Genomic DNA, 26,677 nt, shown 5'->3' on the forward strand with positions numbered 1-26,677 from the left:
TCACCCTCCCTGCACGGCCGTGAGCACCTCGACGCCGTCGCCGTCGGCGACCTGGGTGGAGTCCCAGGCGCTCCGGCTCACGACTTCGCCGTTCAGCGCCACCGCGACCCCGGACGTGAGGGGCGTGAGGGTCCGTACGGCGTCGCCGATCGTGGCGCCGTCCGGCAGTTCGGCCGCGCCTCCGTTGATCGTGACTTTCATTGGCTGAATCTCCCTGGATCGCAGAACCGGGCGACCGGAGGCACCTCGTCGCCGGTGAGGAACGCGGCGACGGCGTCGGCGGTGATCGGGGACAGCAGCACCCCGTTGCGTCCGTGCCCGGTCGCCGCGAGCACGCCGGGCGGCCCGGCCGGGCCGATGAGCGGCAGGTTGTCGGGCGTGCCCGGGCGGAAGCCGGTCGTCGTCTCGGCCAGTTCGAGCTCCGTGATGCCGGGCACCAGTTCGCGGGCGTCGCGCAGCAGCTCGTACACGCCTCCTGCGGTGACCCGCGCGTCGAACCCCATCTCCTGGGTCGTGGCGCCCAAAGTGATCTCTCCGTCGCCCCGGGGGACGAGGTAGGCGGGGGAGCCGTGCACCAGCCCCCTGACGCACCGGGTGAGGAAGCCCCGGGGCCCGCGCAGCCGGAGGATCTCGCCCTTCACCGGGCGTACCGGCAGGCCGGGCAGCAGGGACGCCGACCACGACCCGGCCGCCACGACGACCTGACCGGCCGCGACGGCGCCGCCGGACTCCAGCCGTACGCACGGAGCGCCGGGCCCCGGGGCGTCGATCCCGGCGACGCGCTCGGTCACCAGCGTGCCGCCCGCCTTCTCGAACGCCGCGAGGAGGGCGCGCACGACCCTGCGGGGGTTGACCCACGCGTCGTCGCGGGCCAGCAGCCCACCGCGTACGGAGGGGGAGAGCATCGGCTCGAAGGAGCGGCACTCGCGCCCGGTGAGCCGCTCGACCCGCAGGCCGAGCGTCCGCTCGAAGGCCGCGAGGTCGTCGAGGACGGCCATGTCGTCCGCGCCGCGGGCGACCTCAAGCGTGCCCTCGGTCCGGTAGTCGAGGTCGTCGCCGGTCTCGTCCTCAAGCTCCGCCCGGAACGCCGGCCAGGCCGCCAGCGACGCGAGGCCGAGCCGCAGCAGCGGCTCCTCCGTGTAGGTCACCTCGCTGACCGGCGCGAGCATCCCCGCCGACGCGTGAGTGGCGCCGCCTCCTGGCGCGGGGTCGACCACCGCCACCGACAGGCCCCGCCGCGCGGTGCGCCAGGCCGCGGCCAGGCCCTCCACCCCGCCGCCCACGATCACGACGTCGTAGCCGGACTGCGCGCCGGATGGCGGTGTGCGGGACACAGCGCTCCCTTCGCCGGCATTACCCGGATCAGGTCGGGGCGGTCGAGAGCCTCACGCTCTCCTCTCAGCCCGGTCCGCCGGGCTCCCGCGCGTCTTACGCCCACAAGGGTAGTACGCCCCCCATGACGGCCGATCGCCGGATCGGCGGGTACGGGGCCGTCCGCGGGCGCATGATGGCGCGACGTGGATCGACCCGAAGGAGGTACCCCATCATGGCCACGATGCTGTACTCGGCCACCATGTCCCTGGACGGCTTCATCGCCGGGCCGGGCGGCGACATGTCCTGGCTGACCGAACATCTCGGGCCCAACCCGACCGTGGACGCGCTCGTCGGCGACATCGGCGCGCTGCTCGTCGGCAACCGCACCTTCCGCGGTGACGACCCCTACCGGGACACCCCCCAGGAGGGCGAGCCGTTCGGTGGCGGGTGGAGCGGGCCGCAGTTCGTGCTCACCCACGACGTCCCGGCCGCGCCGGTGCCCGGCGTGACCTTCGTGACGGACTTCGGCGCCGCCGTCGCGGACGTCGCCGCGCAGTGCCTCGACGCGGGCCTGCTCGACGAGATCCTCGTGTGCGTGGCGCCGGTCATGCTCGGCGACGGCGTCCGGCTGTTCTCCCACCCCGGCGGCGACCGGGTCAGGCTCGAACGGATCAGCCTCACGCACGTGCCGCACGCCACGAACATCTGGATGCGCGTGGTGCGGTGAGGACCCGGCTTCCTTCACAACGTGGGCCCCCGCGGAAGTGCGCGTCAATTGCCCAACTCGTTATGGGGGGCCTGTTGGCCAGGGCCCCCGTTGACAATCTATGGTCAAGCTGTGGATCACGTCGTGGTGGTGGGTGCCGGCCTGGCCGGCGTGCGAAGCATCGAGGCGTTGAGGGCCGGTGGGTTCACCGGCCGCATCACGCTCATCGGCGAGGAACACCATCGCCCCTATGACCGGCCGCCGCTGTCGAAGGCGGTGCTGCTCGGAGAGACCGACTCCACCGTGGTCGACTCCGATCTCGACGCCCTCGACGTACGGCTGTGCCTCGGCACGGCGGCCAAGGGCCTGCGCGACGGCGTGCTGGAGACGACCGAGGGCGAGCTGGAGTACGACGGCCTGGTCATCGCCACCGGCGCCACGCCGATCCGCCTGCGCGGAGAGGGCCACCAGCACGTGCTGCGCACGATCGAGGACGCGCTCGCGCTGCGCGAGCGGCTCGTCCCAGGCGCCCGCGTGGCCGTCGTCGGGGCCGGCTGGATCGGCGCCGAGGTCGCCACCGCGGCGGCCAGGGCGGGGTGCGCGGTGACCGTGGTGGAGGCGGGGGAGAGCCCGCTCGCCGTGGCGCTCGGGCCCGCCGTGGGCAGCCATACCACCGACTGGTACGCGCGGGCGGGCGTCGAGCTGCGCCTCGGCGCGATGGTCGGCACCGTGGACTCCGACGGTCTCACGCTCATGTCCGGCGCCCGGGTGCCGGCCGACGTGGTCGTCACCGGCGTCGGGGTGCGCCCTGCCGTCGACTGGCTGAAGGGGTCGGCGGTCCGGCTCGACGACGGGGTGGTGGTCGACGAGCACCTGCGCACGTCGCTGCCCAACGTGGTCGCGGTGGGCGACTGCGCGAACTGGTGGTCGCGCAGGTTCCGCACCCGGCTGCGGGTCGAGCACTGGGACACCGCGCTCCAGGCCCCCGACACGGCCGCCGCCACCCTGCTGGGCGAGGAGGCGGTCTACGACCCCGTGCCGTACTTCTGGTCCGAGCAGTTCGGTCACATGGTGCAGTTCGCCGGTCACAGGGAGGCCGGCGACCGCATGGTGCTGCGCGGCGACCCGCGCAGGGACGCGAAGTGGTCGGTGTGCTGGCTGACGGCGGACGACCGGCTCGCCGCGGTGCTAACCGTCGACCGGCCGCGCGACGTGGTGCAGGGCCGCAAGATCATCGAGAGTGGCCGGCGGCTCGACCCCCAGCGGGTCGCGGATGCGGCCGTGCCGCTCCGCGACTGCATTATGGCCTAATCGAGGTGTTTCCTGGCAGCTCGCCTGTGGTAATGGTGGACCCGTGACGCTTACTGTTGCGCAGATCGACCGGGAGACCGACCAGCTCGTAGGGGAGTGGCTCCCCCTCTCGGACGCCGCCAAGAAGCTGGCACTGAGCATCGGCCGTGCCAAGCAACTCCTCAAGGACAAGAAGCTCGTCGGCGTCCGGCGGGGCGGCGGCGAGCCGCAGATCCCGGCGGTGTTCATCGCGGACGGCGAGGTGCTCAAGGGCCTGCCCGGCACGCTCACGGTCCTGTCGGACGCCGGGTACGACGAGGTGGAGTCGATCCGGTGGCTGTTCACCCCGGACGACTCGCTGCCGGGGTCCCCGATCGACGCGATCGTGAAGGGCCGGCACACCGAGGTCAAGCGCAGGGCCCAGGCCCTGGGCTTCTGACCCCGCCGCCGCGTGGCATTGTGGTCGGGTGAACGACATCCGGCGACAGCGGCTCGCGCAGGCCAGGCTCTACCTCTGCACTGACGGCAGGAGGGACCGCGGCGACCTGGAGAAGTTCCTCGACGCGGTCCTGTCCGGCGGAGTGGACATCGTCCAGCTGAGGGAGAAGGGCCTGGAGGCGCGCGAGGAGCTGGACCTGCTGGAGGTCTTCCGCGCGGCCTGCGACAGGCACGGCGCGCTGCTGGCGGTCAACGACCGGGCGGACGTGGCCTACGCCGCCCGGCCCGACATCCTGCACCTCGGCCAGGACGACCTCCCGGTCCCGGTGGCCCGGGAGATCCTCGGTCCCGATGTGCTCATCGGCAGGTCCACGCACTCGGCGGCCGAGGCGTCGGCCGCGGCCGTGGAGCCGGGGGTGGACTACTTCTGCTGCGGGCCGATCTGGCCCACGCCCACCAAGCCCGGCCGTCCGGCGCCCGGCCCCGCGCTGCTGGAGCACGCCGCGCGCCTGGGCACCGACCGGCCGTGGTTCGGCATCGGCGGCATCGACCTGGGCAACCTCGACGAGGTGATGGCGCACGGCGTGCGCCGCGCCGTGGTCGTCCGGGCCGTCACCGAGGCCGACGACCCGGGGGCCGCCGCCGCCGCGCTCAAGGCCCGGCTGTCCGCCGTCCCGCTCTGAGCGGAACGCCTCCTCCGGGCCCGTCCCGTCGCCCGCGACGCGGCCCGGTGGCAGACGGCGGCCCGGTGGTGCTGACTCGGTGCGGCCGGCGGCCCGGTGGTGCCTGCTCGGTGGTGCCTGCTCAGTGCTGCCCACTCAGGGGCTGTCTGCTCGGTGCTGCCTGCTCAGGGCGGCCGCCGGTCCTGCCGACGCGTCGCGTCAGGTGCGGCGGGACGTGGCGGCCACGGCCAGGGCGGCCAGTGCCGTGCGGGCCTCCTCCTCGATCGGCGCCTGGTCGAGGGCGTGCAGCGCGTCGTCGAGGTAGCGCTTGATCATGCCTTCGCACGCGGCCAGCGCGCCGGTCTCCTCGATCACCGTACGCAGCCGCCCGACCCCCTCGGCGTCCAGCCCGGGGTCGCCGAGCAGGGCCCGTACGACCGCCGTCTGTGCGGGGGTGGCCGAGGCGAGCGCACGCGCGATCAGGACGGTCCGCTTGCCCTCGCGAAGGTCGTCCCCGGCGGGCTTGCCGGTCTCCGCAGGGTCGCCGAACACGCCGAGGATGTCGTCGCGGAGCTGGAAGGCGATGCCCACCTGCTGGCCGTACTGCACGCAGAGCCGGTCGATCCAGGCGTGCGGGGCCCGGGCGGCGAGGACGAGCCCGAGCCTGAGCGGCTGCTCGACCGAGTATTTGCCGCTCTTGTAGAGCGCCACCCGCAGCGCGCTGTCGAACGTGCTCTCGCCCTGCGCCTGTTCGAGCAGGTCGAGGTACTGCCCGCACATCAGTTCGGTGAGCATGTAATCGTGCAGCGGCTGAGCGGCGGCGATCGCCTCGGGCGCCAGGCCGCTGGTGCGCCACATCTCCCCGGACCACACCAGCAGCAGGTTGCCCAGCAGCACGGCCGTTCCCTCGCCGAACTGCCGCCCGGAGCCGTGCCAGCCCGCTTCTGCGTGCATCCGTTCGAACCGGCGGTGCGCCGACGGCATGCCCCGGCGCACGTCGCTCGCGTCCATGACGTCGTCGTGGATGAGCGCGCTGGCCTGCAGGAGTTCCAGCGAGGCGGCGGCGAAGTGCAGTCCCGGGTCGTCGCCTCCCCCGGCGGCGCGCCAACCCCAGTGACAGAAGGCGGGGCGCAGCCTTTTGCCGCCCGCTAGGAAGTCCTCCGCGGCGGACAGCAGGGTGGCCAGATGAGGGTCACCGAAGTGTGGTCGCTGCCGGTCGAGGAACTCCCGGAGTGCGCGGTCCACCTCCGTACGGATGGAATCGAGCGAGGCGGCGGAAGCGGTCATGCTCAGAGACTAACCGGGGTTGATCCGGGCACCCAGCAGCAGATCCCCTCCAAGTGGGCCAACTCACTCTGATAGGGCAAATGTCCACATAGCAAGACCGCGGGGGCCGTGAAAACCGCCATCGCTGTACCCTTGCCGGTATGGCTCTCGGTCTGCCCTCACGGCTCCCTGATCGCGTCCCGACGGTCCGCGAACTGCTGGCCGCGGGCGAGCGCTCGTTCTCGTTCGAGTTCCTCCCGCCGAAGACCGACGAGGGGGAGCGCCAGCTGTGGAGGGCGATCCGCGAGCTGGAAGCCCTGCGGCCGACGTTCGTCTCCGTGACCTACGGCGCCGGCGGCTCGACCCGGGACCGCACGGTGGACATCGTCGAGCGGCTGGCGCACGAGACGACGCTGACCCCCGTCGCCCACTTCACCGCGGTCGACCACTCGATCCGCGAGCTGCGCCACCTCGTCGGCAGGTTCGCCGACGCGGGCGTGCGCAACATCCTCGCCGTACGCGGCGACCCGCGCGGCGGCAACCCCCTGGACGAGTGGGTCAAGCACCCGGAGGGCGTCCTGTACGCCGAGGAGCTGGTGCGGCTGATCCGCCAGGCGGGCGACTTCTGCGTGGGGGTGGCCGCCTTCCCGTACAAGCACCCCAGGTCGGCGACCATCGAGTCGGACACCAGGTATTTCGTGCAGAAGTGCCGGGCCGGCGCGGACTACGCGATCACCCAGATGTTCTTCAGGGCGGAGGACTACCTGCGGCTGCGCGACCGCGTGGCGGCCCAGGGGTGCGACACCCCGATCATCCCCGGCATCATGCCCGTGACGCAGATGAGCACGATCGCCCGGTCGGAGCAGCTGTCCGGTGCGCCGTTCCCGCCGGAGGTGGCCGAGCGGTTCGAGGCCGTCGCAGACGACCCGGCCGCGGTCCGCCGCCTCGGCATCGAGCACGCCGTCGAGCTGTGCCGGAAGCTTCTCGACGAGGGCGCGCCCGGCATCCACTTCATCACCTTCAACCGGTCGAGTGCGACCCGCGAGGTGTTCCAGGCGCTGCACAGCGTGCCCGCCGCCGTGGCCGGCTGAGCCGGCCGGTCCCGTCAGCCTTCGCGGGCCCCGGGCTCGGGCAGCGGCAGGCGCACGCCGGCGATGACGTACTCCTCGTAACCGCCCGGGAAGACGAACCGGGTCATCAGGTCGGCGAACCCGACGTCCCGGTAGAGGTGCCGGGCCACGGTGGGAGCGTCGTGCGTCGACAGCACCGCCGTGCGCTCCGGGCGGCCCTCGCACAGCGTGTGGATCAGCCGCCGGCCGATTCCCCGGCCCTGATACTCGGGGCGCACGTGGATCTCGGCGATCTCCAGGGCGTCGCCGAACCACGCGTTCGCCACCACCGGCCCGGCCCGGTCCTGCAGCGCCCCGCGCACGACGTCGTGCCACCACTGCCCCTGGCCGCCGTGGAAGCCGTACGCGAAGCCGGCGATGCCGGAGTCCTGCGTGTCCTCCGCGAGCACGCAGTCGAAGTCGGGATAGGTGGCGTGGTTGCGCATGATCGCCATGCGGCCCGCGAGCTGGTCCGACGGCGGGCGCATGGCGACCGTGTAGATCTCCAGCACGGTGTCCAGCACCGCCCTGAACTCGTCGGGCCCCACCCGTCGCAGTTGGATCACTCGTCGCACACTAGCAAAACGACGCCGGGCCGGTCCGGCAGGCGTCACTCCACCTCGGCGGCCGTGCCCCCGGTGATGCGCAGCAGCTCGTCGTAGGACGTGGGGAAGACGGTGTGGGGGTGCCCCGCGGCGGCCCACACGACGTCGTGCTTGCTCAGCCAGGTGTCCACCAGCGTCCGTACGGGCGCGGGGTGCCCGACCGGGGCGACGCCGCCGATGGGCTGCCGGGTGTGCTCGCGGACGAACTCCGGCGTGGCCCGCCGCACCTTCGCCGCGCCCACGAGCCGCGCGATCAGATCGGTGTTCACGCGGTGGGCGCCGCTGGTCAGCACCAGCAGCGGCGCGCCGTCCGCGTCGAAGATCAGGCTGTTGGCGATCGCGCCGACCTCGCAGCCCAGCTGGGCCGCCGCCGTGGCGGCCGTCGGGGCGGCCTCGTCGAGTACGACGACCTCGCCCGTCACCGCGTGGGCCCGCAGGGCCTCCTGAACCCGGACGACGTTCGGATGCAACTTTTCTGCCACCCGGTCACTCTAAACGGATTGCCAGGACATACGCGGCCGATTATGGCCACTTACGATCACGCGGCTCACAATCGGACCGTAAGGTGAGTCCTTTGATCGAGAAACGGGCTTATGAGGGGGTTGGTCATGATGAGGGGTCGACGGCGGCTGCTCGTCGCGGTGGGGGCGGCGACGTTCGCGACTGCCTTCGCGGCGACCGGCGTGAGCGGCACGGCGCAGGCGCGCACCGCCGTGCCGGCGGGGACCGTCACGGCGGGGACCGCGCTCCCGGCGCTTCAGGCGTCCTCGGCGCTCCCCGCGCTCCCTGCGTTCCCGCCGCGAAGCGCCGTTCCCGCCCGCGCCACCGGTTACCCGCCGTTCACCGCCCCGGGCAAGACGCTCAAGCTCGGCGCCAAGGGCTCCGTCGTGAAGGCGCTGCAGGCCCGGCTCAAGGAGCTCGGGTACGTGCCCGGCAGCGTCGACGGCCGGTACGGCGGGGCCACGCTGACGGCGGTCTGGGCGTTCCAGAAGGTGCAGGGGATCACGCCGACCAGCACGGTCGCGGCCCGCACCTGGAGGGCGCTGGAGAACCCCCGGGCGCCCAAGGTCCTGGTGCCCAGGGGCAAGGCGACCCGCGTCGAGGTGAACCTGACCAAGCAGGTGATGGTTCTGTACCGGGGCGGTACGCCGGTTCTGATCAGCCACATCTCCAGCGGCAGCGGCATCCCCTACACGGAGTACGCCACCTGGAACGGCAAGCGGCAGCGGTTCTCCGGCAGCGCCCGCACGCCGACCGGCGACTACGCGACCACCTGGCGGGCCAGGGGCTGGCACCGGTCCTACCTCGGGCAGCTCTACAACCCCATCTTCTTCAACGGCGGCATCGCGCTCCACGGCGCGCTGTCGGTGCCGCTCTACCCGGCGTCGCACGGCTGCGTGCGGCTGCCCATGAACGTGGCCGAGATCCTGCCCGGCATGCTCGGCAAGGGTGTCCCTGTGCACGTCAGGGGCGCCTTCAGGCGCTAACGCCATCCCCGGAGGGGCCCCGCGCGAGGTGGTCGCGCGGGGCCCCTCCGCCGTCTCCGGCCCGTGTTTCGAACGTGGTCCTCGAACACATATTCGTTGACAGCCTTGACAGGGGACATGATCGAATCTATGTTCGATGGAGTGGGCGTGGGACTCGCGGCTCGCGCCCACCCCGTTGGATTCGTGCCTTCGTCGTCGGCGGAGACGGATGCGGCACGGCCCGCGGCGTGGGTCGGACGGGGAGAGGGGAAGCTCCTCGTCCGGCCGCCCACGGGAGCCTGAGAAAGCGTCGGGCGATCTCGAGCGGTTCGCGGGATCTCCCGGCCGGCGAAATTGTCGGTGCGATCTGCGACTGTGAAGTCACCGGCGACTTTCGCCGGAGTGCCACGACTCAAGGAGGCGGGCATGACTGAGCAGAACGACGATCAGAAGAGCGGGCCCCGGCTCTCGCAGGCGGTTCTGGCACACCTCGCGGACGCCAGGGCATGCCTCGCGGACGCCACCGTCGGGCCCACCCCCGCGGACCGCTACGTGTCGGCCCATCTGGCGGCCCTCCGTGCGGCCGCCGGGATCCTCGCGGCCCGTCCGCGGCCGATGGACGGCCGCAGGCGGCGGCTGCGCAGCGCCTGGGAGCTGCTCCCGGAGGCCGAGCCCAAGCTCGCGGACTGGGCGGCCTACTTCGCGGTGAGCGCGACCAAGCGCGCGGCGGCCGAGGCCGGCATGGTCCGAGCCGTCACGCAGAACGACGCAGAGGAGATCATAGCGGAGGCGGACAGGTTCGTCGGCGAGGTCGAGTCGATCCTCGGCCTGCCCGGCCGTCCCACTCTGCCCATGGCCGGCTGACCTCCGTCTCCGCCCATGGCCCCGCTCGTCCGTCCGGCACGGCCCAGGCGTCCACAGCGCCGGCGCCAGGGTCGGCCAGGAGCCGGGGCGCCCACCCGTGATGCCGGGCACGAGGCGCGCACCGGGGTGATCAGACGGGGTCGCGCTCCAGCGGGCAGCTCATGCACCGTGGCCCGCCGCGTCCGCGGCCGAGCTCGCTGCCCCGGATCGTGATGACCTCGATGCCGTGCCTGCGCAGGTGGTTGTTGGTCGTGGTGTTGCGCTCGTAGGCCACGACCACGCCGGGTTCCAGCGCCAGCACGTTGCAGCCGTCGTCCCACTGCTCGCGCTCGGCCGCGTGCACGTCCTGCGTCGGCGTGAGGACCTTGATGTCGTCAAGGCCGAGGGCCCGCGCGATCGCCTTGTGCATGTCCTCCGGCGGGTGGTCGGTGACCTTCAGCTCCTTGTCGGTGTCGCCCGGCTCCACCGTGTACGACGGGAGCATGCCGAGCCCGGCGTACTTGGTGAACACGCCCACGTCGACGTTGGTCATCACGGTGTCGAGGTGCATGAACGCACGGGTCTTGGGCAGATCGAGCGCCACGATGCGGGTCGCCGACCCCGCCCGGAACAGATTGGTCGCCAGCATCTCCACGGCCTGCGGCTGGGTGCGCTCGCTCACCCCGACGAGCACGACGCCGTTGCCGAGCACCAGGACGTCGCCGCCCTCGATGGTGGCCGGGGCCATGCGCACGCCCTCGTACCAGACGTTGAATCCGCCGGCGTCGGGGTTGCCGTATCCCGCGGCGAACAGCGGGTGCCACCGGTAGACCGCCTCGTAGTTGACGGTCTCCCGCCTGCGCGCCTTCTTGCGCATCGCGTTGATCGACACCCCGTCGTACACCCAGCAGGAGGTGTCGCGGGCGAACAGGTGGTTGGGCAGCGGCGGGAGGACGAAGTCGTCCATGCCGAGCGTGTGGAAGGCGATGGAGCCGGGGTCGCAGCCCAGCTCCATGATCTCGCGTTTGGTGATCCCGCCGGTCAGCAGCGGCGCGAGCGTGTCCGCGTCGAGGGCGTCGAGTGTGTTGCGGATCGCGTCGGCGGCCAGCGGGCCGAACCAGTGCTCGTCGACGCTGCCGTCGAGGATGTGCTTGCGCGCGTCGGGGATCTCGATCACCTCCCGCAGGAGGTCGCCGAGGTGGTGCACCGTGACGCCGCGCCCGGCGAGCACCTCGCACCACTCCCGGTGCTCCTCCAGCGCGCGGTGCACCCACAGCACGTCGTCGAACAGCAGGCCGTCCTTGTTGCCCGGGGTGAGCCGCTTGAGCGCGAGTTCGGGTATGTCGACCAGGACCCGGCGAAGCCTGCCCACCTCGGAGCCCACGTAAAACGTCATGTCCTGACCTATCCCCGCGTGGCGGGAATCACTCGCACCGGCGGCTCCCCCTTGCGGAGGCGCCGCCTGTGACCACGCCGGAGAGGACGGACATCGGCACGGGGAGCCGCGTACGAACCGGGCGAGAGGTCAGAAGGACTCGACGGCGCGGCGGGCCTCGGCGTCGAGCACACCCCAGTGGATGAACTCCTCGGTCAGCTCGACCGGCGACTTGTCATAGATGACCGCGAGCGAGCGCAGGTCCTCCTGCCGGATGGACAGCACCTTGCCGTTGTAGTCGCCCCGCTGGCTCTGAATGGTGGCGGCGTAACGGGCAAGCGGGCCGGCCTTGTCCTTCGGCAGCTGCGACAGCCGCTCCAGGTCGATGACCAGCTTGGGAGCGGGCGCAAGAGGGCTGGGGGCGGCTCCGCCCGGAAGAAGCTCCGACACCGGCACTCCGTAGAAATCCGCGAGCTCGGCGAGCTTCTGCACGGTCACCGCGCGGTCGCCCCGCTCATAGGAGCCCACGACGACGGCCTTCCACCGTCCGCGGGACTTCTCTTCCACACCGTGCAGGGACAGCCCCTGCTGGGTTCGGATGGCGCGCAGGCGTGCGCCCAGCGACTTGGCGTAGTCAGACGGCATCGTGTGGCCCCCGGCTTTCTATGACTCTTCTCACTTGATTGTGCGTCCTTGTCCTAAGCGTTCCGAACACCGGGGCTGGTGCCCGTGACCGGCACCTTCGGTGACCGCTGCGTCGGGTTTTACCCAGGAAGGTCGCGTGTTGTGGTTACGGACAGTGACGGTAAAGCCGACACTCCCAAAGGTCAAGCTGATTGGAAAAAAGAGCGTCAAACAGTGCTCTCACCGAAATCACCGACACCCGGCGCGATGCGGCTTCCGATCCCCGGCCCGCCCCTCGCCCGGCCCCCGAACGTCCCGGAACGTCACCAGAACGTCACCGGAAGGTTCCCGAAGATCCCCAGTTCGCCCTCGTCACGCCGAGGGCGAACGGCTCCTCCGCGGCCATCACCCCTGGCGGGAGGGGGGTTCGCAGACGGCCCTGATACTCTAAGCAGAACCGACACCCTTTTAAGACCCGTCCCGTGAGGCGGGAAAGGTGGTGACTTTTTCATGTCTGATGCCCGAAATCAGGCCCGTGCCGTCCTGGAGGGGCCCGACATCCACCGGGCGCTCACCCGGATCGCGCACGAGATCCTCGAACGCACCAGGGGCGCGGAGAGCGTCGTCCTGCTCGGCATCCCCACCCGCGGCGCCACTCTCGCGCATCGCATCGCCGGGCGCATCGCGCAGTTCGAGGGGATCAAGGTCCCCGTCGGCGCCATCGACGTCACGATGTACCGCGACGATCTGCGCCTGCGGCCCGCGCGCCCGCTCGGCCGCACCGAACTGCCGCCGGACGGCGTGGACGGCAGGACCGTCGTCCTCGTGGACGACGTCCTCTACTCCGGCCGCACCGTGCGCGCCGCGCTCGACGCGCTGAACGACGTGGGCAGGCCCAGGGCCGTCCAACTGGCCACGCTCGTCGACCGCGGCCACAGGGAGCTGCCGATCCGCGCCGACTACGTCGGAAAAAACCTGCCGACCTCCAAGAGCGAGAAGGTCAAGGTCTTCCTGGAGGAGACGGACGGGCGCGACGCGGTCGTGCTCATCAAGGAGGACGACCGATGAAGCGTCACCTGATCTCGACCGGCGACCTCACCCGCGACGACGCGCTCCTCATCCTCGACACGGCCGAGGAGCTGGCGCGGGTCTCGCAGCGGTCCATCAAGAAGCTGCCGACGCTGCGCGGCCGCACGGTGGTGAACCTCTTCTTCGAGGACTCCACCCGGACCCGCATCTCCTTCGAGGCCGCGGCCAAGCGCCTGTCGGCCGATGTGATCAATTTCTCGGCCAAGGGGTCGAGCGTGTCCAAGGGCGAGTCGCTGAAGGACACCGCGCTCACCCTGGAGGCCATGGGCGCCGACGCCGTGGTGATCAGGCACAGCGCCTCGGGCGCGCCGCATCGCCTGGCCACCTGGGTGCGCGGCAGCGTGGTCAACGCCGGGGACGGCACCCACGAGCACCCCACCCAGGCGCTGCTCGACGCCTTCAGCATCCGCCGCCGGCTGGGCCGGCTTGAGGGCCTTAAGATCGCCGTCGTGGGCGACGTGCTGCACAGCCGGGTCGCCCGGTCCAACGTGCTGCTGCTGCACACGCTCGGCGCGGAGGTGACGCTGGTCGCGCCGCCGACCCTGCTGCCGGTGGCGGTCGGGACCTGGCCCTGCCAGATCTCGTACGACCTCGACGCCGTGCTGCCCAAGTCGGACGTCGTGATGATGCTGCGGGTCCAGCTGGAGCGGATGAACGCGGCCTACTTCCCCTCGGCGCGGGAGTACAGCCGCCGCTACGGCCTCGACCGCGACCGTTTCGCCCGCCTGCACGACGACGCCATCGTCATGCACCCCGGCCCGATGAACCGCGGCATGGAGATCTCCGCGGAGGTCGCCGACTCGCCGCGCTCGACGATCGTCGAGCAGGTCGCCAACGGCGTGACGGTCCGGATGGCCGTCCTCTACCTGCTGCTCGGCGGTTCCGAGCCTGCGATCGGAGGCGCCGAATGAGCACGTACGACCTTCACGAGGGGACTGTGACCACCATCCTCATCAGGGGCGCCCGCATCCTGGGCGGCGCCCCGAGCGACATCCTGCTGCGCGACGGCGTCGTGGCCGAGACCGGCGACCTCGCGGGCGCGAAGGCCGACCAGACGGTCGACGCCGACGGGCTGGTCGCCCTGCCCGGCCTGGTGGACCTGCACACCCACCTGCGCGAGCCCGGCCGGGAGGACGCCGAGACCGTCGAGACCGGCACCCAGGCCGCGGCGCGGGGCGGGTACACCGCCGTCCACGCGATGGCCAACACCTCCCCGGTGGCCGACACCGCCGGCGTGGTGGAACAGGTCTGGCGGCTCGGCCAGGAATACGGCCACTGCGACGTGCAGCCCGTGGGCGCCGTGACCTCCGGCCTCGAGGGCCGCCAGCTGGCCGAGCTCGGCGCGATGGCCGACTCCGCGGCCCGGGTGCGGGTCTTCTCCGACGACGGCAAGTGCGTGTCCGACGCCGTGCTGATGCGCCGGGCGCTGGAGTACGTCAAGGCGTTCGACGGCGTCGTGGCCCAGCACGCCCAGGAGCCCAGGCTGACCGAGGGCGCCCAGCTCAACGAGGGCGAGGTGTCGGCCAGGCTCGGCCTGACCGGCTGGCCGGCGGTCGCCGAGGAGGCGATCATCGCGCGCGACTGCCTGCTCGCCGCGCACGTCGGCTCCCGGCTGCACGTCTGCCACGTCTCCACCGCGGGCTCCGTCGAGATCATCCGCTGGGCCAAGTCGAAGGGCTGGGACGTGACCGCAGAGGTCACCCCCCACCACCTGCTGCTGACCGACTCCTGCGCGGAGCGGTCCCCGCTCGGGCCGTACAACCCGATCTACAAGGTGAACCCGCCGCTGCGCACCGCCGAGGACGTGCGGGCGCTGCGCGAGGCGCTGGCCGACGGCACGATCGACTGCGTGGCCACCGACCACGCCCCCCACCCGGTCGAGGACAAGGAGACCGAGTGGGCCGCGGCGGCCATGGGGATGATCGGCCTGGAGACCGCCCTGTCCGTGGTCCAGGAGGCCATGGTCGAGACCGGGCTGCTCGACTGGGCCGGCGTCGCCGACCGCATGTCGGCGCGGCCGGCCGCGATCGGCCGCCTGGCCGGGCACGGCCGCCCGATCGAGCCCGGCGCCCCCGGCAACGTCACGCTGTACGACCCGTCGGTCCGGCAGCCCGTCGACCCTGCCGCGATGGCGTCGAAGAGCCGCAACACCCCCTACGAGGGACTGACCCTGCCCGGCCGCGTCGTCGCCACGTTCCTGCGCGGCCGCCCCACCGTTCTCGAAGGGAAGCTCGTATGACAGCCCTGCTCGTGCTCGAGGACGGACGCGTCTTCGAGGGAACGCCGTACGGCGCCGTGGGCGAGACGTTCGGCGAGATGGTCTTCAACACCGGCATGACCGGCTACCAGGAGACGCTCACCGACCCCTCCTACCACCGCCAGATCGTCGCGATGACCGCCCCGCACATCGGCAACACCGGTGTCAACGACGAGGACCCCGAGTCCCGCAGGGTCTGGGTCGCGGGCTACGTGGTGCGCGAGCCGTCCCGGATCCCGTCGAACTGGCGCTCCCGCAGGACGCTCGACGACTACCTGCGCGACCAGGGCGTGGTCGGCATCGCGATGCCCGGCACCCGCGCCCTCACCCGCCACCTGCGCGAGCGCGGCGCGATGCGCGCGGGCATCTTCAGCGAGGGCGGCGAGATCGCCGACCTGGTCGAGCGGGTGCGGCGCTCGCCCGGCATGGAGGGCGCCGACCTGGCCCGCGAGGTCAGCACGGCCGAGCCGTACGTCGTGCCGGCGGTCGGGCGCAAGCGCTTCACCGTCGCCGCGGTCGACCTCGGCATCAAGGCCATGACCCCGCAGCGGATGTCCGAGCGGGGCTGCGAGGTGCACGTGCTGCCGGCGACCGCCAAGGCGGCCGACATCCTCGCCCTCGACCCCGACGGCGTCTTCTTCTCCAACGGCCCCGGCGACCCCGCCGCGGCCGGGTACGCGGTCGAGTCCCTGCGCGAGGTGCTGGACGAGAGCGTGCCGTTCTTCGGCATCTGCTTCGGCAACCAGATCCTCGGCCGGGCGCTCGGCCTCGGCACCTACAAGCTGCGGTACGGCCACCGCGGAGTGAACCAGCCGGTGCAGGACCGCAGGACCGGCAAGGTCGAGATCTCCGCGCACAACCACGGCTTCGCCGTGCGCGCGCCGCTCGACGGGCCCTTCGAGACCCCGTACGGCGCGGCCGAGGTGAGCCACGTCAACCTCAACGACGACTGCGTGGAGGGGCTGCGCCTGCTGGACCGCCCCGCGTTCAGCGTGCAGTACCACCCCGAGGCGGCCGCGGGCCCGCACGACGCCGCGTATTTGTTCGACGAGTTCTGCGAGCTGATGGACAAGAAGGGGGCCAAGGGTGCCTAAGCGTACGGACATCAGGTCCGTCATGGTGATCGGCTCCGGCCCGATCGTCATCGGACAGGCGTGCGAGTTCGACTACTCCGGCACCCAGGCCTGCCGCGTCCTGCGCAGCGAGGGATTCCGGGTCGTCCTCGTCAACAGCAACCCCGCCACGATCATGACGGACCCGGAGTTCGCCGACGCCACCTACGTCGAGCCGATCACGCCGGACATCGTCGAGAAGATCATCGCCAAGGAGCGGCCCGACGCGCTGCTGCCCACGCTGGGCGGCCAGACGGCGCTCAACACCGCCGTGGCGCTGCACGAGGCGGGCGTGCTCGACAAGTACGGCGTCGAGCTGATCGGCGCCGACATCGACGCCATCCAGGCGGGGGAGAACCGCGAGAGGTTCAAGGAGATCGTCGCCAAGGTCGCCGCCGAGCACGGCCTCAACGCCGAGTCGGCGCGCAGCGTGATCTGCCACACCATGGACGAGTGCCTGCGCGCGGCCGGCGAGCTGGGCTACCCGCTCGTCGTCCGCCCGAGCTTCACCATGGGCGGCGCGGGCTCCGGCTTCGCCCACGACGAGCAGGAACTGCGCCGCATCGCCGGCGCCGGCCTCGACGCGTCCCCGACCACCGAGGTGCTCCTGGAGGAGTCGATCCTCGGCTGGAAGGAGTACGAGCTCGAGGTCATGCGGGACCGCAACGACAACGTGGTCATCGTGTGCTCCATCGAGAACATCGACCCGATGGGCGTCCACACCGGCGACAGCGTGACGGTGGCGCCCGCGCTGACGCTGACCGACCGCGAGTACCAGAACATGCGCGACGTCGCGATCGCGGTCATCCGCGAGGTCGGCGTGGACACCGGCGGCTGCAACATCCAGTTCGCGGTCGACCCGCAGACCGGCCGGATGATCGTCATCGAGATGAACCCGCGCGTGTCGCGGTCGTCGGCGCTGGCGTCCAAGGCCACCGGCTTCCCCATCGCCAAGATCGCCGCCAAGCTCGCGATCGGCTACACCCTCGACGAGATCCCCAACGACATCACCAAGGAGACCCCGGCGTCGTTCGAGCCGTCGCTCGACTACATCGTGGTCAAGGTGCCGAGGTTCGCGTTCGAGAAGTTCGCCGGGGCCGACCAGACGCTGACCACCCACATGAAGTCGGTCGGCGAGGCGATGGCGATCGGCCGCTCCTTCCCCGAGGCGCTGCAGAAGGCGCTGCGGTCGATGGAGAAGAAGGGGTCGTCGTTCAGCTGGGCGGGCGAGCCCGGCGACCTGGACGAGCTCCTGGAGGCCTGCCGCACGCCGCACGACGGGCGGCTGCGCACCATGCAGCAGGCCATCAGGGCGGGCGCGACCCCCGAGCAGGTCCACGAGGCCACGTCGGTGGACCCGTGGTTCGTCGACCAGCTCTTCGCGATCGACGAGGTCGCCCGGTCGATCACCGCGCTCGACCGGCCCACCCTCGAGCTGGCCAAGCGGCACGGCTTCAGCGACGCGCAGATCGCCGAGATCCTGGGCGTGCCGGAGCCCGAGGTGCGGGCCAGGCGCCACGAGCACGGCGTCCGGCCCGTCTACAACACCGTGGACACCTGCGCCGCCGAGTTCGCCGCACGCACGCCGTACCTCTACTCGACGTACGACGAGGAGAACGAGGTGCCGGTGGGGGACCGGCCCAAGGTGATCATCCTGGGCAGCGGGCCCAACCGCATCGGCCAGGGCATCGAGTTCGACTACGCCTGCGTGCACGCGTCGTTCGAGCTGGCCAAGGCCGGCTACGAGACCGTGATGGTCAACTGCAACCCCGAGACCGTCTCGACCGACTACGACACCTCCGACCGGCTCTACTTCGAGCCGCTCACGCTGGAGGACGTCCTGGAGGTCGTGCACGCCGAGCAGGAGACCGGGCCGGTCGTCGGCGTCATCGTGCAGCTCGGCGGCCAGACGCCGCTCGGGCTCGCCCAGGCGCTCAAGGACGCGGGGGTGCCCGTGGTCGGCACCTCACCCGAGTCGATCCACCTCGCCGAGGACCGGGGCGCGTTCGGGCAGGTCCTCGCCGAGGCCGGGCTGCCCGCGCCCAGGCACGGCACCGCGACGACCGTGGAGGAGGCGCAGGCGGTCGCCGAGGAGATCGGTTACCCGGTGCTCGTGCGGCCGTCGTACGTGCTCGGCGGCGCCGGCATGGCCATCGTGTACGACGAGGACACCCTCGGGGCGTACATGGCGAAGGCGGCCTCCGAGCACCCGGTGCTGATCGACCGGTTCCTCGACGACGCCATCGAGATCGACGTGGACGCGCTGTTCGACGGCGAGGAGCTGTACCTCGGCGGCGTCATGGAGCACATCGAGGAGGCCGGCATCCACTCCGGCGACTCCGCGTGCGCGCTGCCGCCGATCACGCTGGGCGGCTTCGACATCAAGCGGATCCGCGCGGCCACCGAGGCCATCGCCCGCGGCGTGGGTGTGCGCGGCCTGCTGAACGTCCAGTACGCGATGGCCTCCAACGTGCTGTACGTCCTGGAGGCCAACCCCAGGGCCAGCCGTACGGTGCCGTTCGTGTCCAAGGCCACGGCGGTGCCGCTGGCCAAGGCGGCGGCGCGGCTGATGCTGGGCGCGACGATCGCCGAGTTGCGCGCCGAGGGCATGCTGCCGGCCGACTACGACGGCGGCACGCTGCCGATGGACGCGCCGGTCGCGGTCAAGGAGGCGGTGCTGCCGTTCAACCGCTTCCGCGGCGTGGACACCGTCCTCGGGCCGGAGATGCGCTCGACCGGCGAGGTCATGGGCATCGACGAGTTCTTCGGCACGGCCTTCGCCAAGTCGCAGTCGGCGGCCTACGGCGCGCTGCCGACCAAGGGACGGGCGTTCGTCTCGGTCGCGAACAAGGACAAGCGGGCCATGATCTTCCCCGTGAAGGCGCTCGCGGACCTCGGCTTCGAGATCCTGGCCACGGAGGGCACCGCCGAGGTGCTGCGCCGCAACGGCGTCCGTGCCAAGATCGTGCGCAAGCACAGCGACGGCACCGGTCCCGACGGCGAGTCGACGATCGTGCGGCGCATCCTCGACGGGGAGGTGGACCTCATCGTGAACACCCCGTTCAGCAGCCCCGGCCAGTCCGGGCCGCGCCTGGACGGGTACGAGATCCGCACCGCCGCCGTCAACCGCGGCATCGCCTGCATCACGACCGTCCAGGGCCTGGCTGCCGCCGTGCAGGGCATCCAGCACATCGTCAGAGGCGACATCGACGTGTGTTCCCTCCAGGAACACGCCAGGAGGCTGCGAGACTAGCCCGGGACACGCGGAGGGCTTGGGCGCCCGGAGCCGCGCGAGCGGAGCGAGCGCCAGGAACAGGGAGCGGAGAGTGGCCGGCAGTCCGGTTCAGGTCACGGGCACGGTGCTGACGACGCGCCGCGTGGACGCCTACCATGCGCTCACCGTCGTCGCGCCGGGCATCGCCGACCGGTTCCGGCCCGGCCACTTCGTCACGGTCGCCGTCGGGGGCCGCGACTCCTCGCTGCTCACCCGGCGGGCCTTCACGATCCATGACGTGAAGCCGGACTACGGTGGCACGGTGGAGCTCGTCTTCGGCGTGCGCGGTGCCGGGACGGCCTGGCTCGCCGACCTGCGGGCGCGCGACACGCTCGACATGGTCGGCCCGCTCGGCCGTCCCTTCCCTCTGCCCCGCGACCCCTGCACCTGCGTGCTGGTCGGCGACGAGCACGGCGCGGCGCCGCTGTTCGCGCTGGGGGACGCGCTGCAGCAGCGGGGCTGCCGCATCGACTTCGTGCTGGGGGCGCCGTCGGCCGACCGGGTCTTCGGGGCGCTGCGGGCCCGCCGGATGGGCGAGACGACCACGCTGACGACGGAGGACGGCTCGCTGGGCATGCGCGGCAAGGTGACCGACGTGCTGCCCGGCGTGATCGCCGACGCGCGGGCCGACGCGGTCTACGCGTGCGGGCCGATGGACACGCTGCGCGGCGTCACGGCGGTCGCCGTCGAGCTCGGCATCCCCGTGCAGGTGGCCGTGGAGGAGTCCATGGCCTGCGGCATCGGCGTCTGCATGACGTGTGTGGTGCCGGTCATCGGCGACGACGGCGTGACCCGAATGGTCCGGGCCTGCACCGAGGGGCCGGTGTTCCGGGGCGAGCGGGTGCGGTTCGACGACGTCGGGACGATCCCGTTCGACGCGCTCGGCGCGCCCGGCGGACGGCATGTCTGAGCCGAGGCGGGGGAGGCGGCCGTGACCGCCGACCTGCGGACCTACCTGGCCCATGTGGAGCTGCCCAACCCGGTGCTGACCGCCTCAGGCTGCGGCGGGACCGGCCGCGAGCTGGCCCAGTTCTCCGACGTCCACCGGCTGGGCGCGTTCGTCACCCGGTCGATCACCATGGCCCCCCGCGCGGGACGGCCGACGCCGCGGATGGCCGAGACCCCCTCCGGGCTGCTGAACGCCGTGGGTCTGCAGGGCCCCGGCGTCGAGGCGTTCCTGGAGCGCGAGCTGCCCTGGCTGGCCGAGCGCGGGGCCCGCACGGTCGTGTCGATCGGCGGCGGCACCGTGACCGAGTACACCGCGCTGGCGCGGCGCCTGGCCGGCGTCGACGGCATCACCGCCGTGGAGATCAACCTGTCGTGCCCGAACGTCGAGGACCGCGGTAGGGTGTTCGCCCGCGACGGGGCCGCCGCGGCGGAGGTCGTGGCCTCGGTGCGCGCGGCCACGCCGTACGAGGTGCCGGTGATCGCCAAGCTGTCCCCGGACGTGGCGGACGTCGTCGCGGTCGCACGCGCGTGCGTGGACGGCGGCGCCGACGCCCTCGCGATGATCAACACCCCGGTCGGGATGAGCATCGACGTGGACACGATGCGCCCCTCGCTCGCGGCGGGCACCGGCGGCCTGTCCGGCCCCGCCGTACGGCCCCTGGCGGTGCGCTGCGTATGGCAGGTCCACGCGGCGCTGCCGGGAGTGCCGATCATCGGCATGGGCGGCGTCTCGACCGGCAGGGACGCCCTTGAGCTCGTCCTGGCGGGCGCCTGCGCCGTCGCGGTGGGCACGGCGCTGTTCCACGACCCCTACGCCTGCCCGCGGGTCCTGAGGGAGCTTGAGGAGCTTCTGCAGGAGCGCGGGTTCGACCGGCTCGCCGACGCCGTGGGCCTGGCCCACCGCCCGGCGGGCGCGCAACCACGTTCGCGATCAGATCTCGAGGAGAGTTCGCTTTGACCACGCCCGCTCCCATCGCCGTCGCCCTGGACGCGCCCGACCTGGAGACCGCGGCCCGCTGGGCCGGCCTGGTCACCCCGCACGTCACCACGGTGAAGGTGGGACTGGAGCTCTACCTGCGGTACGGGCCCGACGTGATCGCCTCGGTGCGTGGCGCGAGCGGCGTGCAGGTCTTCCTGGACCTCAAGCTGCACGACATCCCGAACACCGTCGGCGCCGCCGCCCGGGCGGTCGCCCGGCTCAAGCCGACGTACCTCACCGTGCACGCCGCGGGGGGCCCCGCGATGGTCAGGGCGGCCGTCGAGGGGGCCCCCAACACCCAGATCGCGGCCGTGACGCTCCTGACGTCGCTTTCTGAGGCCGATCTCCGCCAGATCGGTATCCAGGGACCCCCTGCGGACGCCGCGCGCCGTATGGCCGCCGTGGCCGTCGGGGCGGGCGCCCAGGCCCTCGTCTGCTCGCCCAGGGAGGTCGCCGCCGTACGCGCGGAGGTCGGTCCGGACGTGACATTGATCACCCCCGGCGTACGGCCCGTCGGCGCCGACACCCAGGACCAGGCGCGGGTGGCCACTCCGGAGGACGCGATCGCCCACGGGGCCGACCTCCTCGTGATCGGGCGGCCCATCACCGGGGCGCCCGACCCGGGTGCGGCGGCCGCCGCGATCGCCGCCGCGCTGCGCCGCGTGAGCCCCTGATCGGGCGCCGGGCGGCCTGCGGCGCCGTCACCATGCGTCATCCCGCTCCGGGCCTGCTGAGGCGGTTTTGATCTACGAAGAGTGACTTTTCCAATACCAAAAGTAGTAAAATCAATTTTGTAGTCCGAGAAACCGCCCTTGACGTTGCCGTTACGGCCAAGACCAGCTAGTTTCCCCTCCCGTCCGAGTACATCGACAAGAAATTCGAGGTGACCCGGCGTGGCTCTTCCTCCCCTGACCCCCGAGCAGCGCGCCGCAGCTCTTGAGAAGGCTGCCAAGGCACGCAAGGAGCGTGCCGAGGTCAAGAACCGGCTCAAGCACGGCGCGGTTTCTCTGGCTGAGGTGCTGAAGGATGGGCAGACCGACGACGTCATCGGCAAGATGAAGGTCTCGGCTCTGCTGGAGTCGCTCCCTGGCGTCGGCAAGGTCCGCGCCAAGCAGCTCATGGAGCGCCTTGGTATCGCCGAATCCCGCCGCGTGCGGGGTCTCGGCGCCAACCAGCGCGCCTCCCTGGAGCGCGAGTTCGGCGGCGCCGAGAGCTGATCTCGGCGGCGTACGAGCGAGTTTCACGGGGGTAACGGAGTGACCGACACGTCCCGGTCCGCTGGAGATCGGGCCCACGAGGCAGTCGCGACCAGCGGGTTCAGGACGCGCGGCGGTGACTCCATGCCTCGCCCGCGCCTGACGGTCCTGTCCGGTCCGTCGGGTGTGGGGAAGTCCACGGTCGTCGCCGAGCTCCGGCGGTCCCACCCTGAGGTGTGGCTGTCGGTCTCGGTGACTACCCGGAAGCCCCGTCCGGGGGAGCAGCACGGCGTGGAGTACTTCTTCGCCGGCAACGACGAGTTCGACGAGCTCGTCGCCTCCGGCGAGCTTCTGGAGTGGGCCGAGTTCGCCGGCAACCGGTACGGCACGCCCAGGCGGCCGGTGCTGGAGAAGCTGGCGGCAGGCGTCCCCGCTCTGCTGGAGATCGACCTGCAGGGCGCCAGGCAGGTGCGTACGACGATGCCCGATGCCCTGCTGGTGTTCCTGGCCCCGCCGAGCTGGGAGGAGCTGGAGCGGCGGCTGCGCGGCCGCGGCACCGAGCCTCCCGACGTGATCGCCCGCCGCCTGGAGGTGGGCCGGATCGAACTCGCGGCGGAGAAGGAGTTCGATCTCACGATCGTCAACACGTCCGTCAAGGGCGTGTGCCATCGGCTGATAACCTTGATGGGACACTCACCTAGCCAGGGGAATCACTGACGTGGCAAGCAGCTCCGCCTACGCGGAAGGCATCACCAACCCGTCGATCGACGCGCTTCTCGACATCGTCGACAGCAAGTACAGCCTTGTGATCATGGGTGCGAAGCGGGCGCGCCAGATCAACGCTTACTACTCTCAGCTCGGCGAGGGCCTGCTGGAGTACGTGGGGCCCCTCGTGGAGACCCACGCCCAGGAGAAGCCGCTGTCCATCGCCCTGCGCGAGGTCTCCGAGGGCCTGCTCACCTCTGAGCCCATCGAGGGCTGAGCACCACTCCGTCGATGACGTCTGTCGTGCTGGGCGTGAGCGCCGGCATCGCGGTCTACAAGTCCTGCGAGCTGCTCCGCCTGTTCACCGAGTCGGGTCACGACGTGCGCGTCGTGCCGACCCGGGACGCTCTGCGGTTCGTGGGCGAGCCGACTTGGGCGGCGCTGTCGGGCAATCCGGTGACCACCGAGGTGTGGGAGTCGGTGCACGAGGTGCCGCACGTGCGCATCGGGCAGTCCGCCGATCTGGTGGTCGTCGCCCCGGCGACGGCGGACGTGCTGGCCCGCGCCGCGCACGGCATGGCCAACGACCTGCTCACCAACACCCTGCTCACGGCGCGCTGCCCGGTGGTGTTCGCGCCCGCGATGCACACCGAGATGTGGGAGCACCCGGCCACGCGGGCGAACGTGGCGACGCTGCGCGAGCGCGGCGCGATCGTGATCGAGCCCGCCGTCGGCAGGCTCACCGGCGCCGACACCGGTCCTGGGCGGCTGCCCGACCCCGCCGAGATCTTCGAGGTGTGCCGGCGTGTGCTGGCGGGCCGGCGCGAGGACCTGACCGGGCGGCACGTCGTCGTCTCCGCCGGGGGCACCCGCGAGGCGATCGACCCCGTGCGCTTCATCGGCAACCGGTCTTCCGGGCTGCAGGGATACGCCCTCGCCCGTACGGCCGTCGCCCGGGGCGCGGAGGTCACGCTCGTGGCGGCGAACGTGACGCTGCCCGATCCCGCGGGCGCGAAGGTCGTGCGGGTGGAGTCGGCGCGGCAGTTGCGCGACGCGGTCCTCGCGGCGGCCGAGCACGCCGACGCGGTCGTGATGGCCGCCGCGGTCGCGGACTTCCGGCCCGTACGGCAGAGCGACACGAAGATCAAGAAGTCGTCCGCCGAGCCCGACCCCATCCGTCTGGTGAAAAATCCGGACATCCTGGCCGAGTTGGGAGAGGTCCGCCGGGCCAGGCTGGAGACGTACGCCGCGGGCGACGCGGCGGCGGGCGGCGGGCGCGAGACGGGCGAGGGTCCGGGCGCCGCGAAGGAGGCCGGGACGGACGGGCCGCGCCCCCGGGTGATCGTGGGATTCGCGGCGGAGACCGACGACGTCCTGGCCAACGGCCGGGCCAAGCTGGAGCGCAAGGGCTGCGACCTGCTCGTGGTGAACCAGGTCGGAGAGAACCTGGCGTTCGGCACGCCGGACAACGCGGCCGTCGTCCTCACGGCGGAGGGCGGGTCCGTTGAGATTCCGAGGGGTCCCAAAGAGGATCTCGCCGACGTAGTGTGGGATTTGGTGGCGCAGCGTCTCGCCTGACCTTCGCGTGGTGCCGGCGCGGGCGCCCGCCCCGCCCCCACAGGTCGTGCGTCGAGGGAGCGATCGCCATGCCGGTGTCCGCCACGATCAGGGAGCGCTGCCGGGCGATGCTCGGTCCCGGCGAGGACATCCGCTACGTGTTTCCCGCGGTGGCCCTGCCGCCTCCCGCCACGATCGGTTTCCTCGTCGTGGTGACGGACCGGTCGATCACCCTGCTGTCCACCAAGATGTTCAGCAGGGACGAGCCGTCAGGGGTGTGGGCGCGCTACCCCCGCCGCACCCGCCTCGGGCCGGTCGAGTTCGGGTCGGGGCCCCGCATCGAGATCGGTGGCATGACCCTGGAGGTCGACGACGAGTACGCCGCCGTGGTGGCGGCGGCGGACGCGGAGGCGTTCTCGCCCGGTGACCTGCCCAGAGATCCCCTGCCCGACCTCTGACACGCCGTCCGCGAGCGCGGCGGGTCTTCCCGCGGGCGGCCGACCCGGCGACCCGAACCCGGATGGCTTCGCGGCTCCGCAGCGCCTGGGGCTAGACTCGCGTGAGCATCGAGTGGCCGCGGTGGGGCTGGGCTCTACCGCCGGTCACTCATGGACGTCAGCAGCCGCTGCATGAGGAGCCCTGAGTTGTCCCGTCGCCTGTTCACCTCCGAGTCGGTCACCGAGGGCCACCCGGACAAGATCGCCGACCAGATCAGTGACGCGATTCTCGACGCCATGCTCAAGGACGACCCCAAGAGCCGGGTCGCCGTCGAGACGCTGATCACTACTGGCCAGGTCCACGTCGCCGGCGAGGTGACGACGGAGACCTATGTCGACATCCCCGCCCTGATCCGCGAGAAGATCCTCGAGATCGGCTACGACGCCTCCCACAAGGGCTTCGACGGCGCCTCCTGCGGCGTGTCGGTGTCCATCGGAGCGCAGTCGCCGGACATCGCGCAGGGCGTGGACGACGCCTACGAGCACCGCGCGGGCGAGGGTTCCGACGACTTCGACCGTCAGGGCGCCGGCGACCAAGGCCTGATGTTCGGCTACGCCTGCCGTGAGACCCCCGAGCTGATGCCGCTGCCGATCCAGCTCGCGCACCGGATGGCCCGGCGCCTGTCCGAGGTGCGGAAGAACGGCACGGTTCCCTACCTGCGCCCGGACGGCAAGACCCAGGTCACCATCGAGTACGACGGTGACCGGCCCGTCCGCCTCGACACCGTGGTCGTCTCCACGCAGCACGCTCCGGAGATCGACCTGCGGGAGATGCTGACGCCCGACATCCGCGAGCACGTGGTCGAGCCGGTGCTGGCCGACCTGGAGATCGAGACCGAGGGCTACCGCCTGCTGGTCAACCCGACCGGCCGCTTCGAGATCGGCGGGCCCATGGGCGACGCCGGGCTCACCGGCCGCAAGATCATCATTGACACCTACGGCGGCATGGCCCGGCACGGCGGCGGCGCCTTCTCCGGCAAGGACCCGTCCAAGGTCGACCGCTCGGCCGCCTACGCCATGCGCTGGGTCGCCAAGAACGTCGTCGCGGCCGGCCTGGCCGACCGCTGCGAGGTCCAGGTCGCCTACGCCATCGGCAAGGCCCAGCCGGTCGGTCTGTTCGTCGAGACGTTCGGCACCGAGAAGGCGCCGGTCAACGTCATCCAGGACGCGGTGCTCCAGGTCTTCGACCTGCGTCCTGCCGCGATCATCCGTGACCTCGACCTGCTGCGCCCGATCTACTCCGAGACCGCCGCCTACGGCCACTTCGGCCGTGAGGGCTTCTCCTGGGAGTCCACGGACCGGGCCGACGCCCTGCGTAAGGCCGCGGGTCTGTGACCTGCGCCTGACGAGCACCGCGATCAGCGT

The 26,677-nt window shown here is 71.7% G+C and carries 28 protein-coding genes and 1 riboswitch; of the genes, 21 read left to right on the forward strand and 7 right to left on the reverse strand.

What is annotated here, in order from left to right; all coding sequences use genetic code 11:
- Positions 1–201 carry a sulfur carrier protein ThiS gene (gene thiS, locus QSK36_RS18510; protein WP_139574490.1) on the reverse strand — a complete coding sequence of 67 codons (201 nt, stop codon included), beginning with the start codon at positions 199–201 and terminating at the stop codon, positions 1–3.
- Positions 198–1,334 (reverse strand): glycine oxidase ThiO, encoded by a 1,137-nt coding sequence (gene thiO / locus QSK36_RS18515; RefSeq protein WP_285783298.1) that lies wholly within the window; start codon positions 1,332–1,334, stop codon positions 198–200. Before thiO ends, thiS begins: the two co-directional genes overlap by 4 nt.
- Positions 1,323–1,433, reverse strand: a riboswitch (TPP riboswitch). Its footprint overlaps the gene before it by 12 nt.
- Positions 1,434–1,546: 113 nt before the next feature.
- Here thiO and QSK36_RS18520 point away from each other — a divergent pair.
- The 4 genes from QSK36_RS18520 (at position 1,547) to thiE (ending at position 4,431) form a co-directional block, all read left to right on the forward strand.
- A complete protein-coding gene (locus tag QSK36_RS18520; RefSeq protein ID WP_285783299.1) occupies positions 1,547–2,041 on the forward strand; it encodes a dihydrofolate reductase family protein in 495 nt (164 codons plus the stop codon).
- Between the two features lie 111 nt (positions 2,042–2,152).
- On the forward strand, positions 2,153–3,331 hold the full coding sequence (locus QSK36_RS18525) for an NAD(P)/FAD-dependent oxidoreductase (RefSeq protein ID WP_183539543.1): 1,179 nt from the start codon (positions 2,153–2,155) through the stop codon (positions 3,329–3,331).
- 43 nt (positions 3,332–3,374) lie between these two features.
- The gene (locus QSK36_RS18530) at positions 3,375–3,749 is read left to right on the forward strand and encodes an Rv2175c family DNA-binding protein (RefSeq protein WP_139574487.1); all 375 of its coding nucleotides are present in this window, start codon (positions 3,375–3,377) and stop codon (positions 3,747–3,749) included.
- Positions 3,750–3,777: 28 nt separating this feature from the next.
- Positions 3,778–4,431 (forward strand): thiamine phosphate synthase, encoded by a 654-nt coding sequence (gene thiE, locus QSK36_RS18535; RefSeq protein ID WP_396779503.1) that lies wholly within the window; start codon positions 3,778–3,780, stop codon positions 4,429–4,431.
- 198 nt (positions 4,432–4,629) lie between these two features.
- Here thiE and QSK36_RS18540 read toward each other — a convergent pair whose 3' ends face one another.
- Positions 4,630–5,697, reverse strand: a complete 1,068-nt coding sequence (locus QSK36_RS18540; RefSeq protein ID WP_139574486.1) for a polyprenyl synthetase family protein — start codon at positions 5,695–5,697, stop codon at positions 4,630–4,632.
- Positions 5,698–5,837: 140 nt separating this feature from the next.
- Between QSK36_RS18540 and metF the strand changes: the two genes are divergently transcribed.
- Positions 5,838–6,767, forward strand: a complete 930-nt coding sequence (gene metF / locus QSK36_RS18545; protein ID WP_183539547.1) for a methylenetetrahydrofolate reductase [NAD(P)H] — start codon at positions 5,838–5,840, stop codon at positions 6,765–6,767.
- Between the two features lie 14 nt (positions 6,768–6,781).
- On the opposite strand, the gene QSK36_RS18550 is transcribed toward metF, so the two are convergent.
- Positions 6,782–7,351, reverse strand: a complete 570-nt coding sequence (locus QSK36_RS18550; protein WP_285783300.1) for a GNAT family N-acetyltransferase — start codon at positions 7,349–7,351, stop codon at positions 6,782–6,784.
- 44 nt (positions 7,352–7,395) lie between these two features.
- Positions 7,396–7,872, reverse strand: a complete 477-nt coding sequence (locus QSK36_RS18555) for a YbaK/EbsC family protein (RefSeq protein WP_285783301.1) — start codon at positions 7,870–7,872, stop codon at positions 7,396–7,398.
- A gap of 126 nt (positions 7,873–7,998) precedes the next feature.
- Between QSK36_RS18555 and QSK36_RS18560 the strand changes: the two genes are divergently transcribed.
- Together QSK36_RS18560 and QSK36_RS18565 are read left to right on the forward strand one after the other, a co-directional pair.
- Positions 7,999–8,877 (forward strand): L,D-transpeptidase family protein, encoded by an 879-nt coding sequence (locus QSK36_RS18560; protein WP_285783302.1) that lies wholly within the window; start codon positions 7,999–8,001, stop codon positions 8,875–8,877.
- Positions 8,878–9,282: 405 nt separating this feature from the next.
- A complete protein-coding gene (locus tag QSK36_RS18565; RefSeq protein WP_076432068.1) occupies positions 9,283–9,720 on the forward strand; it encodes an SAV_6107 family HEPN domain-containing protein in 438 nt (145 codons plus the stop codon).
- A 130-nt stretch (positions 9,721–9,850) separates the two neighbouring features.
- Here QSK36_RS18565 and QSK36_RS18570 read toward each other — a convergent pair whose 3' ends face one another.
- A complete protein-coding gene (locus tag QSK36_RS18570) occupies positions 9,851–11,095 on the reverse strand; it encodes an arginine deiminase (RefSeq protein ID WP_139574482.1) in 1,245 nt (414 codons plus the stop codon).
- A 129-nt stretch (positions 11,096–11,224) separates the two neighbouring features.
- Positions 11,225–11,719 (reverse strand): transcriptional regulator BldD, encoded by a 495-nt coding sequence (bldD, locus tag QSK36_RS18575; protein ID WP_030508976.1) that lies wholly within the window; start codon positions 11,717–11,719, stop codon positions 11,225–11,227.
- Positions 11,720–12,208: 489 nt separating this feature from the next.
- Here bldD and pyrR point away from each other — a divergent pair, with 489 nt between their 5' ends.
- The 14 genes from pyrR to metK all read left to right on the forward strand — a co-directional run bounded on the left by pyrR (position 12,209) and on the right by metK (position 26,647).
- A complete protein-coding gene (gene pyrR / locus QSK36_RS18580) occupies positions 12,209–12,766 on the forward strand; it encodes a bifunctional pyr operon transcriptional regulator/uracil phosphoribosyltransferase PyrR (protein ID WP_139574481.1) in 558 nt (185 codons plus the stop codon).
- Positions 12,763–13,698 (forward strand): aspartate carbamoyltransferase catalytic subunit, encoded by a 936-nt coding sequence (locus tag QSK36_RS18585; RefSeq protein ID WP_139574480.1) that lies wholly within the window; start codon positions 12,763–12,765, stop codon positions 13,696–13,698. The genes pyrR and QSK36_RS18585 overlap by 4 nt, the downstream gene beginning before the upstream one ends.
- Positions 13,695–15,026: a dihydroorotase gene (locus QSK36_RS18590; RefSeq protein WP_221264020.1), complete on the forward strand. Its 1,332-nt coding sequence runs from the start codon at positions 13,695–13,697 to the stop codon at positions 15,024–15,026. Before QSK36_RS18585 ends, QSK36_RS18590 begins: the two co-directional genes overlap by 4 nt.
- Positions 15,023–16,138 (forward strand): glutamine-hydrolyzing carbamoyl-phosphate synthase small subunit, encoded by a 1,116-nt coding sequence (gene carA, locus QSK36_RS18595; RefSeq protein ID WP_142556694.1) that lies wholly within the window; start codon positions 15,023–15,025, stop codon positions 16,136–16,138. Before QSK36_RS18590 ends, carA begins: the two co-directional genes overlap by 4 nt.
- Complete coding sequence (gene carB, locus QSK36_RS18600) at positions 16,131–19,409, forward strand: carbamoyl-phosphate synthase large subunit (protein WP_285783303.1); 3,279 nt, start codon at positions 16,131–16,133, stop codon at positions 19,407–19,409. The genes carA and carB overlap by 8 nt, the downstream gene beginning before the upstream one ends.
- 73 nt (positions 19,410–19,482) lie before the next feature.
- Positions 19,483–20,340: a dihydroorotate dehydrogenase electron transfer subunit gene (locus tag QSK36_RS18605; RefSeq protein WP_285783304.1), complete on the forward strand. Its 858-nt coding sequence runs from the start codon at positions 19,483–19,485 to the stop codon at positions 20,338–20,340.
- A gap of 21 nt (positions 20,341–20,361) precedes the next feature.
- Positions 20,362–21,336, forward strand: a complete 975-nt coding sequence (locus QSK36_RS18610; protein WP_182897245.1) for a dihydroorotate dehydrogenase — start codon at positions 20,362–20,364, stop codon at positions 21,334–21,336.
- On the forward strand, positions 21,333–22,031 hold the full coding sequence (gene pyrF, locus QSK36_RS18615) for an orotidine-5'-phosphate decarboxylase (RefSeq protein ID WP_183539571.1): 699 nt from the start codon (positions 21,333–21,335) through the stop codon (positions 22,029–22,031). Before QSK36_RS18610 ends, pyrF begins: the two co-directional genes overlap by 4 nt.
- A gap of 219 nt (positions 22,032–22,250) precedes the next feature.
- Positions 22,251–22,574, forward strand: coding sequence for an integration host factor, actinobacterial type (mihF, locus tag QSK36_RS18620; RefSeq protein WP_030450375.1), 324 nt, complete (start codon positions 22,251–22,253; stop codon positions 22,572–22,574).
- A 123-nt stretch (positions 22,575–22,697) separates the two neighbouring features.
- A complete protein-coding gene (gene gmk, locus QSK36_RS18625; protein ID WP_182897244.1) occupies positions 22,698–23,270 on the forward strand; it encodes a guanylate kinase in 573 nt (190 codons plus the stop codon).
- 1 nt (position 23,271) lies between these two features.
- Positions 23,272–23,535 (forward strand): DNA-directed RNA polymerase subunit omega, encoded by a 264-nt coding sequence (rpoZ, locus tag QSK36_RS18630; protein ID WP_030508986.1) that lies wholly within the window; start codon positions 23,272–23,274, stop codon positions 23,533–23,535.
- Between the two features lie 14 nt (positions 23,536–23,549).
- Positions 23,550–24,836: a bifunctional phosphopantothenoylcysteine decarboxylase/phosphopantothenate--cysteine ligase CoaBC gene (gene coaBC, locus QSK36_RS18635; protein ID WP_285783305.1), complete on the forward strand. Its 1,287-nt coding sequence runs from the start codon at positions 23,550–23,552 to the stop codon at positions 24,834–24,836.
- A 68-nt stretch (positions 24,837–24,904) separates the two neighbouring features.
- Positions 24,905–25,273, forward strand: a complete 369-nt coding sequence (locus tag QSK36_RS18640) for a hypothetical protein (protein WP_079320031.1) — start codon at positions 24,905–24,907, stop codon at positions 25,271–25,273.
- Between the two features lie 186 nt (positions 25,274–25,459).
- Complete coding sequence (metK, locus tag QSK36_RS18645) at positions 25,460–26,647, forward strand: methionine adenosyltransferase (protein WP_139574472.1); 1,188 nt, start codon at positions 25,460–25,462, stop codon at positions 26,645–26,647.
- The last annotated feature ends 30 nt before the right edge of the window (positions 26,648–26,677 follow it).

Origin of the sequence: Microbispora sp. NBRC 16548, assembly GCF_030268985.1 — a bacterium.
Classification (GTDB): Bacteria; Actinomycetota; Actinomycetes; order Streptosporangiales; family Streptosporangiaceae; genus Microbispora; species Microbispora catharanthi.

Coding starts and splice junctions, on each gene's coding strand:
- QSK36_RS18640 (WP_079320031.1), top strand. CDS start 24,905: ATGCCGGTGTCCGCCACGATCAGGGAGCGCTGCCGGGCGATGCTCGGT.
- QSK36_RS18570 (WP_139574482.1), bottom strand. CDS start 11,095: ATGACGTTTTACGTGGGCTCCGAGGTGGGCAGGCTTCGCCGGGTCCTG.
- metF (WP_183539547.1), top strand. CDS start 5,838: ATGGCTCTCGGTCTGCCCTCACGGCTCCCTGATCGCGTCCCGACGGTC.
- QSK36_RS18540 (WP_139574486.1), bottom strand. CDS start 5,697: ATGACCGCTTCCGCCGCCTCGCTCGATTCCATCCGTACGGAGGTGGAC.
- coaBC (WP_285783305.1), top strand. CDS start 23,550: ATGACGTCTGTCGTGCTGGGCGTGAGCGCCGGCATCGCGGTCTACAAG.
- QSK36_RS18565 (WP_076432068.1), top strand. CDS start 9,283: ATGACTGAGCAGAACGACGATCAGAAGAGCGGGCCCCGGCTCTCGCAG.
- thiS (WP_139574490.1), bottom strand. CDS start 201: ATGAAAGTCACGATCAACGGAGGCGCGGCCGAACTGCCGGACGGCGCC.
- QSK36_RS18590 (WP_221264020.1), top strand. CDS start 13,695: ATGAGCACGTACGACCTTCACGAGGGGACTGTGACCACCATCCTCATC.
- QSK36_RS18585 (WP_139574480.1), top strand. CDS start 12,763: ATGAAGCGTCACCTGATCTCGACCGGCGACCTCACCCGCGACGACGCG.
- QSK36_RS18560 (WP_285783302.1), top strand. CDS start 7,999: ATGATGAGGGGTCGACGGCGGCTGCTCGTCGCGGTGGGGGCGGCGACG.
- gmk (WP_182897244.1), top strand. CDS start 22,698: ATGCCTCGCCCGCGCCTGACGGTCCTGTCCGGTCCGTCGGGTGTGGGG.
- QSK36_RS18520 (WP_285783299.1), top strand. CDS start 1,547: ATGGCCACGATGCTGTACTCGGCCACCATGTCCCTGGACGGCTTCATC.
- bldD (WP_030508976.1), bottom strand. CDS start 11,719: ATGCCGTCTGACTACGCCAAGTCGCTGGGCGCACGCCTGCGCGCCATC.
- carA (WP_142556694.1), top strand. CDS start 15,023: ATGACAGCCCTGCTCGTGCTCGAGGACGGACGCGTCTTCGAGGGAACG.
- pyrR (WP_139574481.1), top strand. CDS start 12,209: ATGTCTGATGCCCGAAATCAGGCCCGTGCCGTCCTGGAGGGGCCCGAC.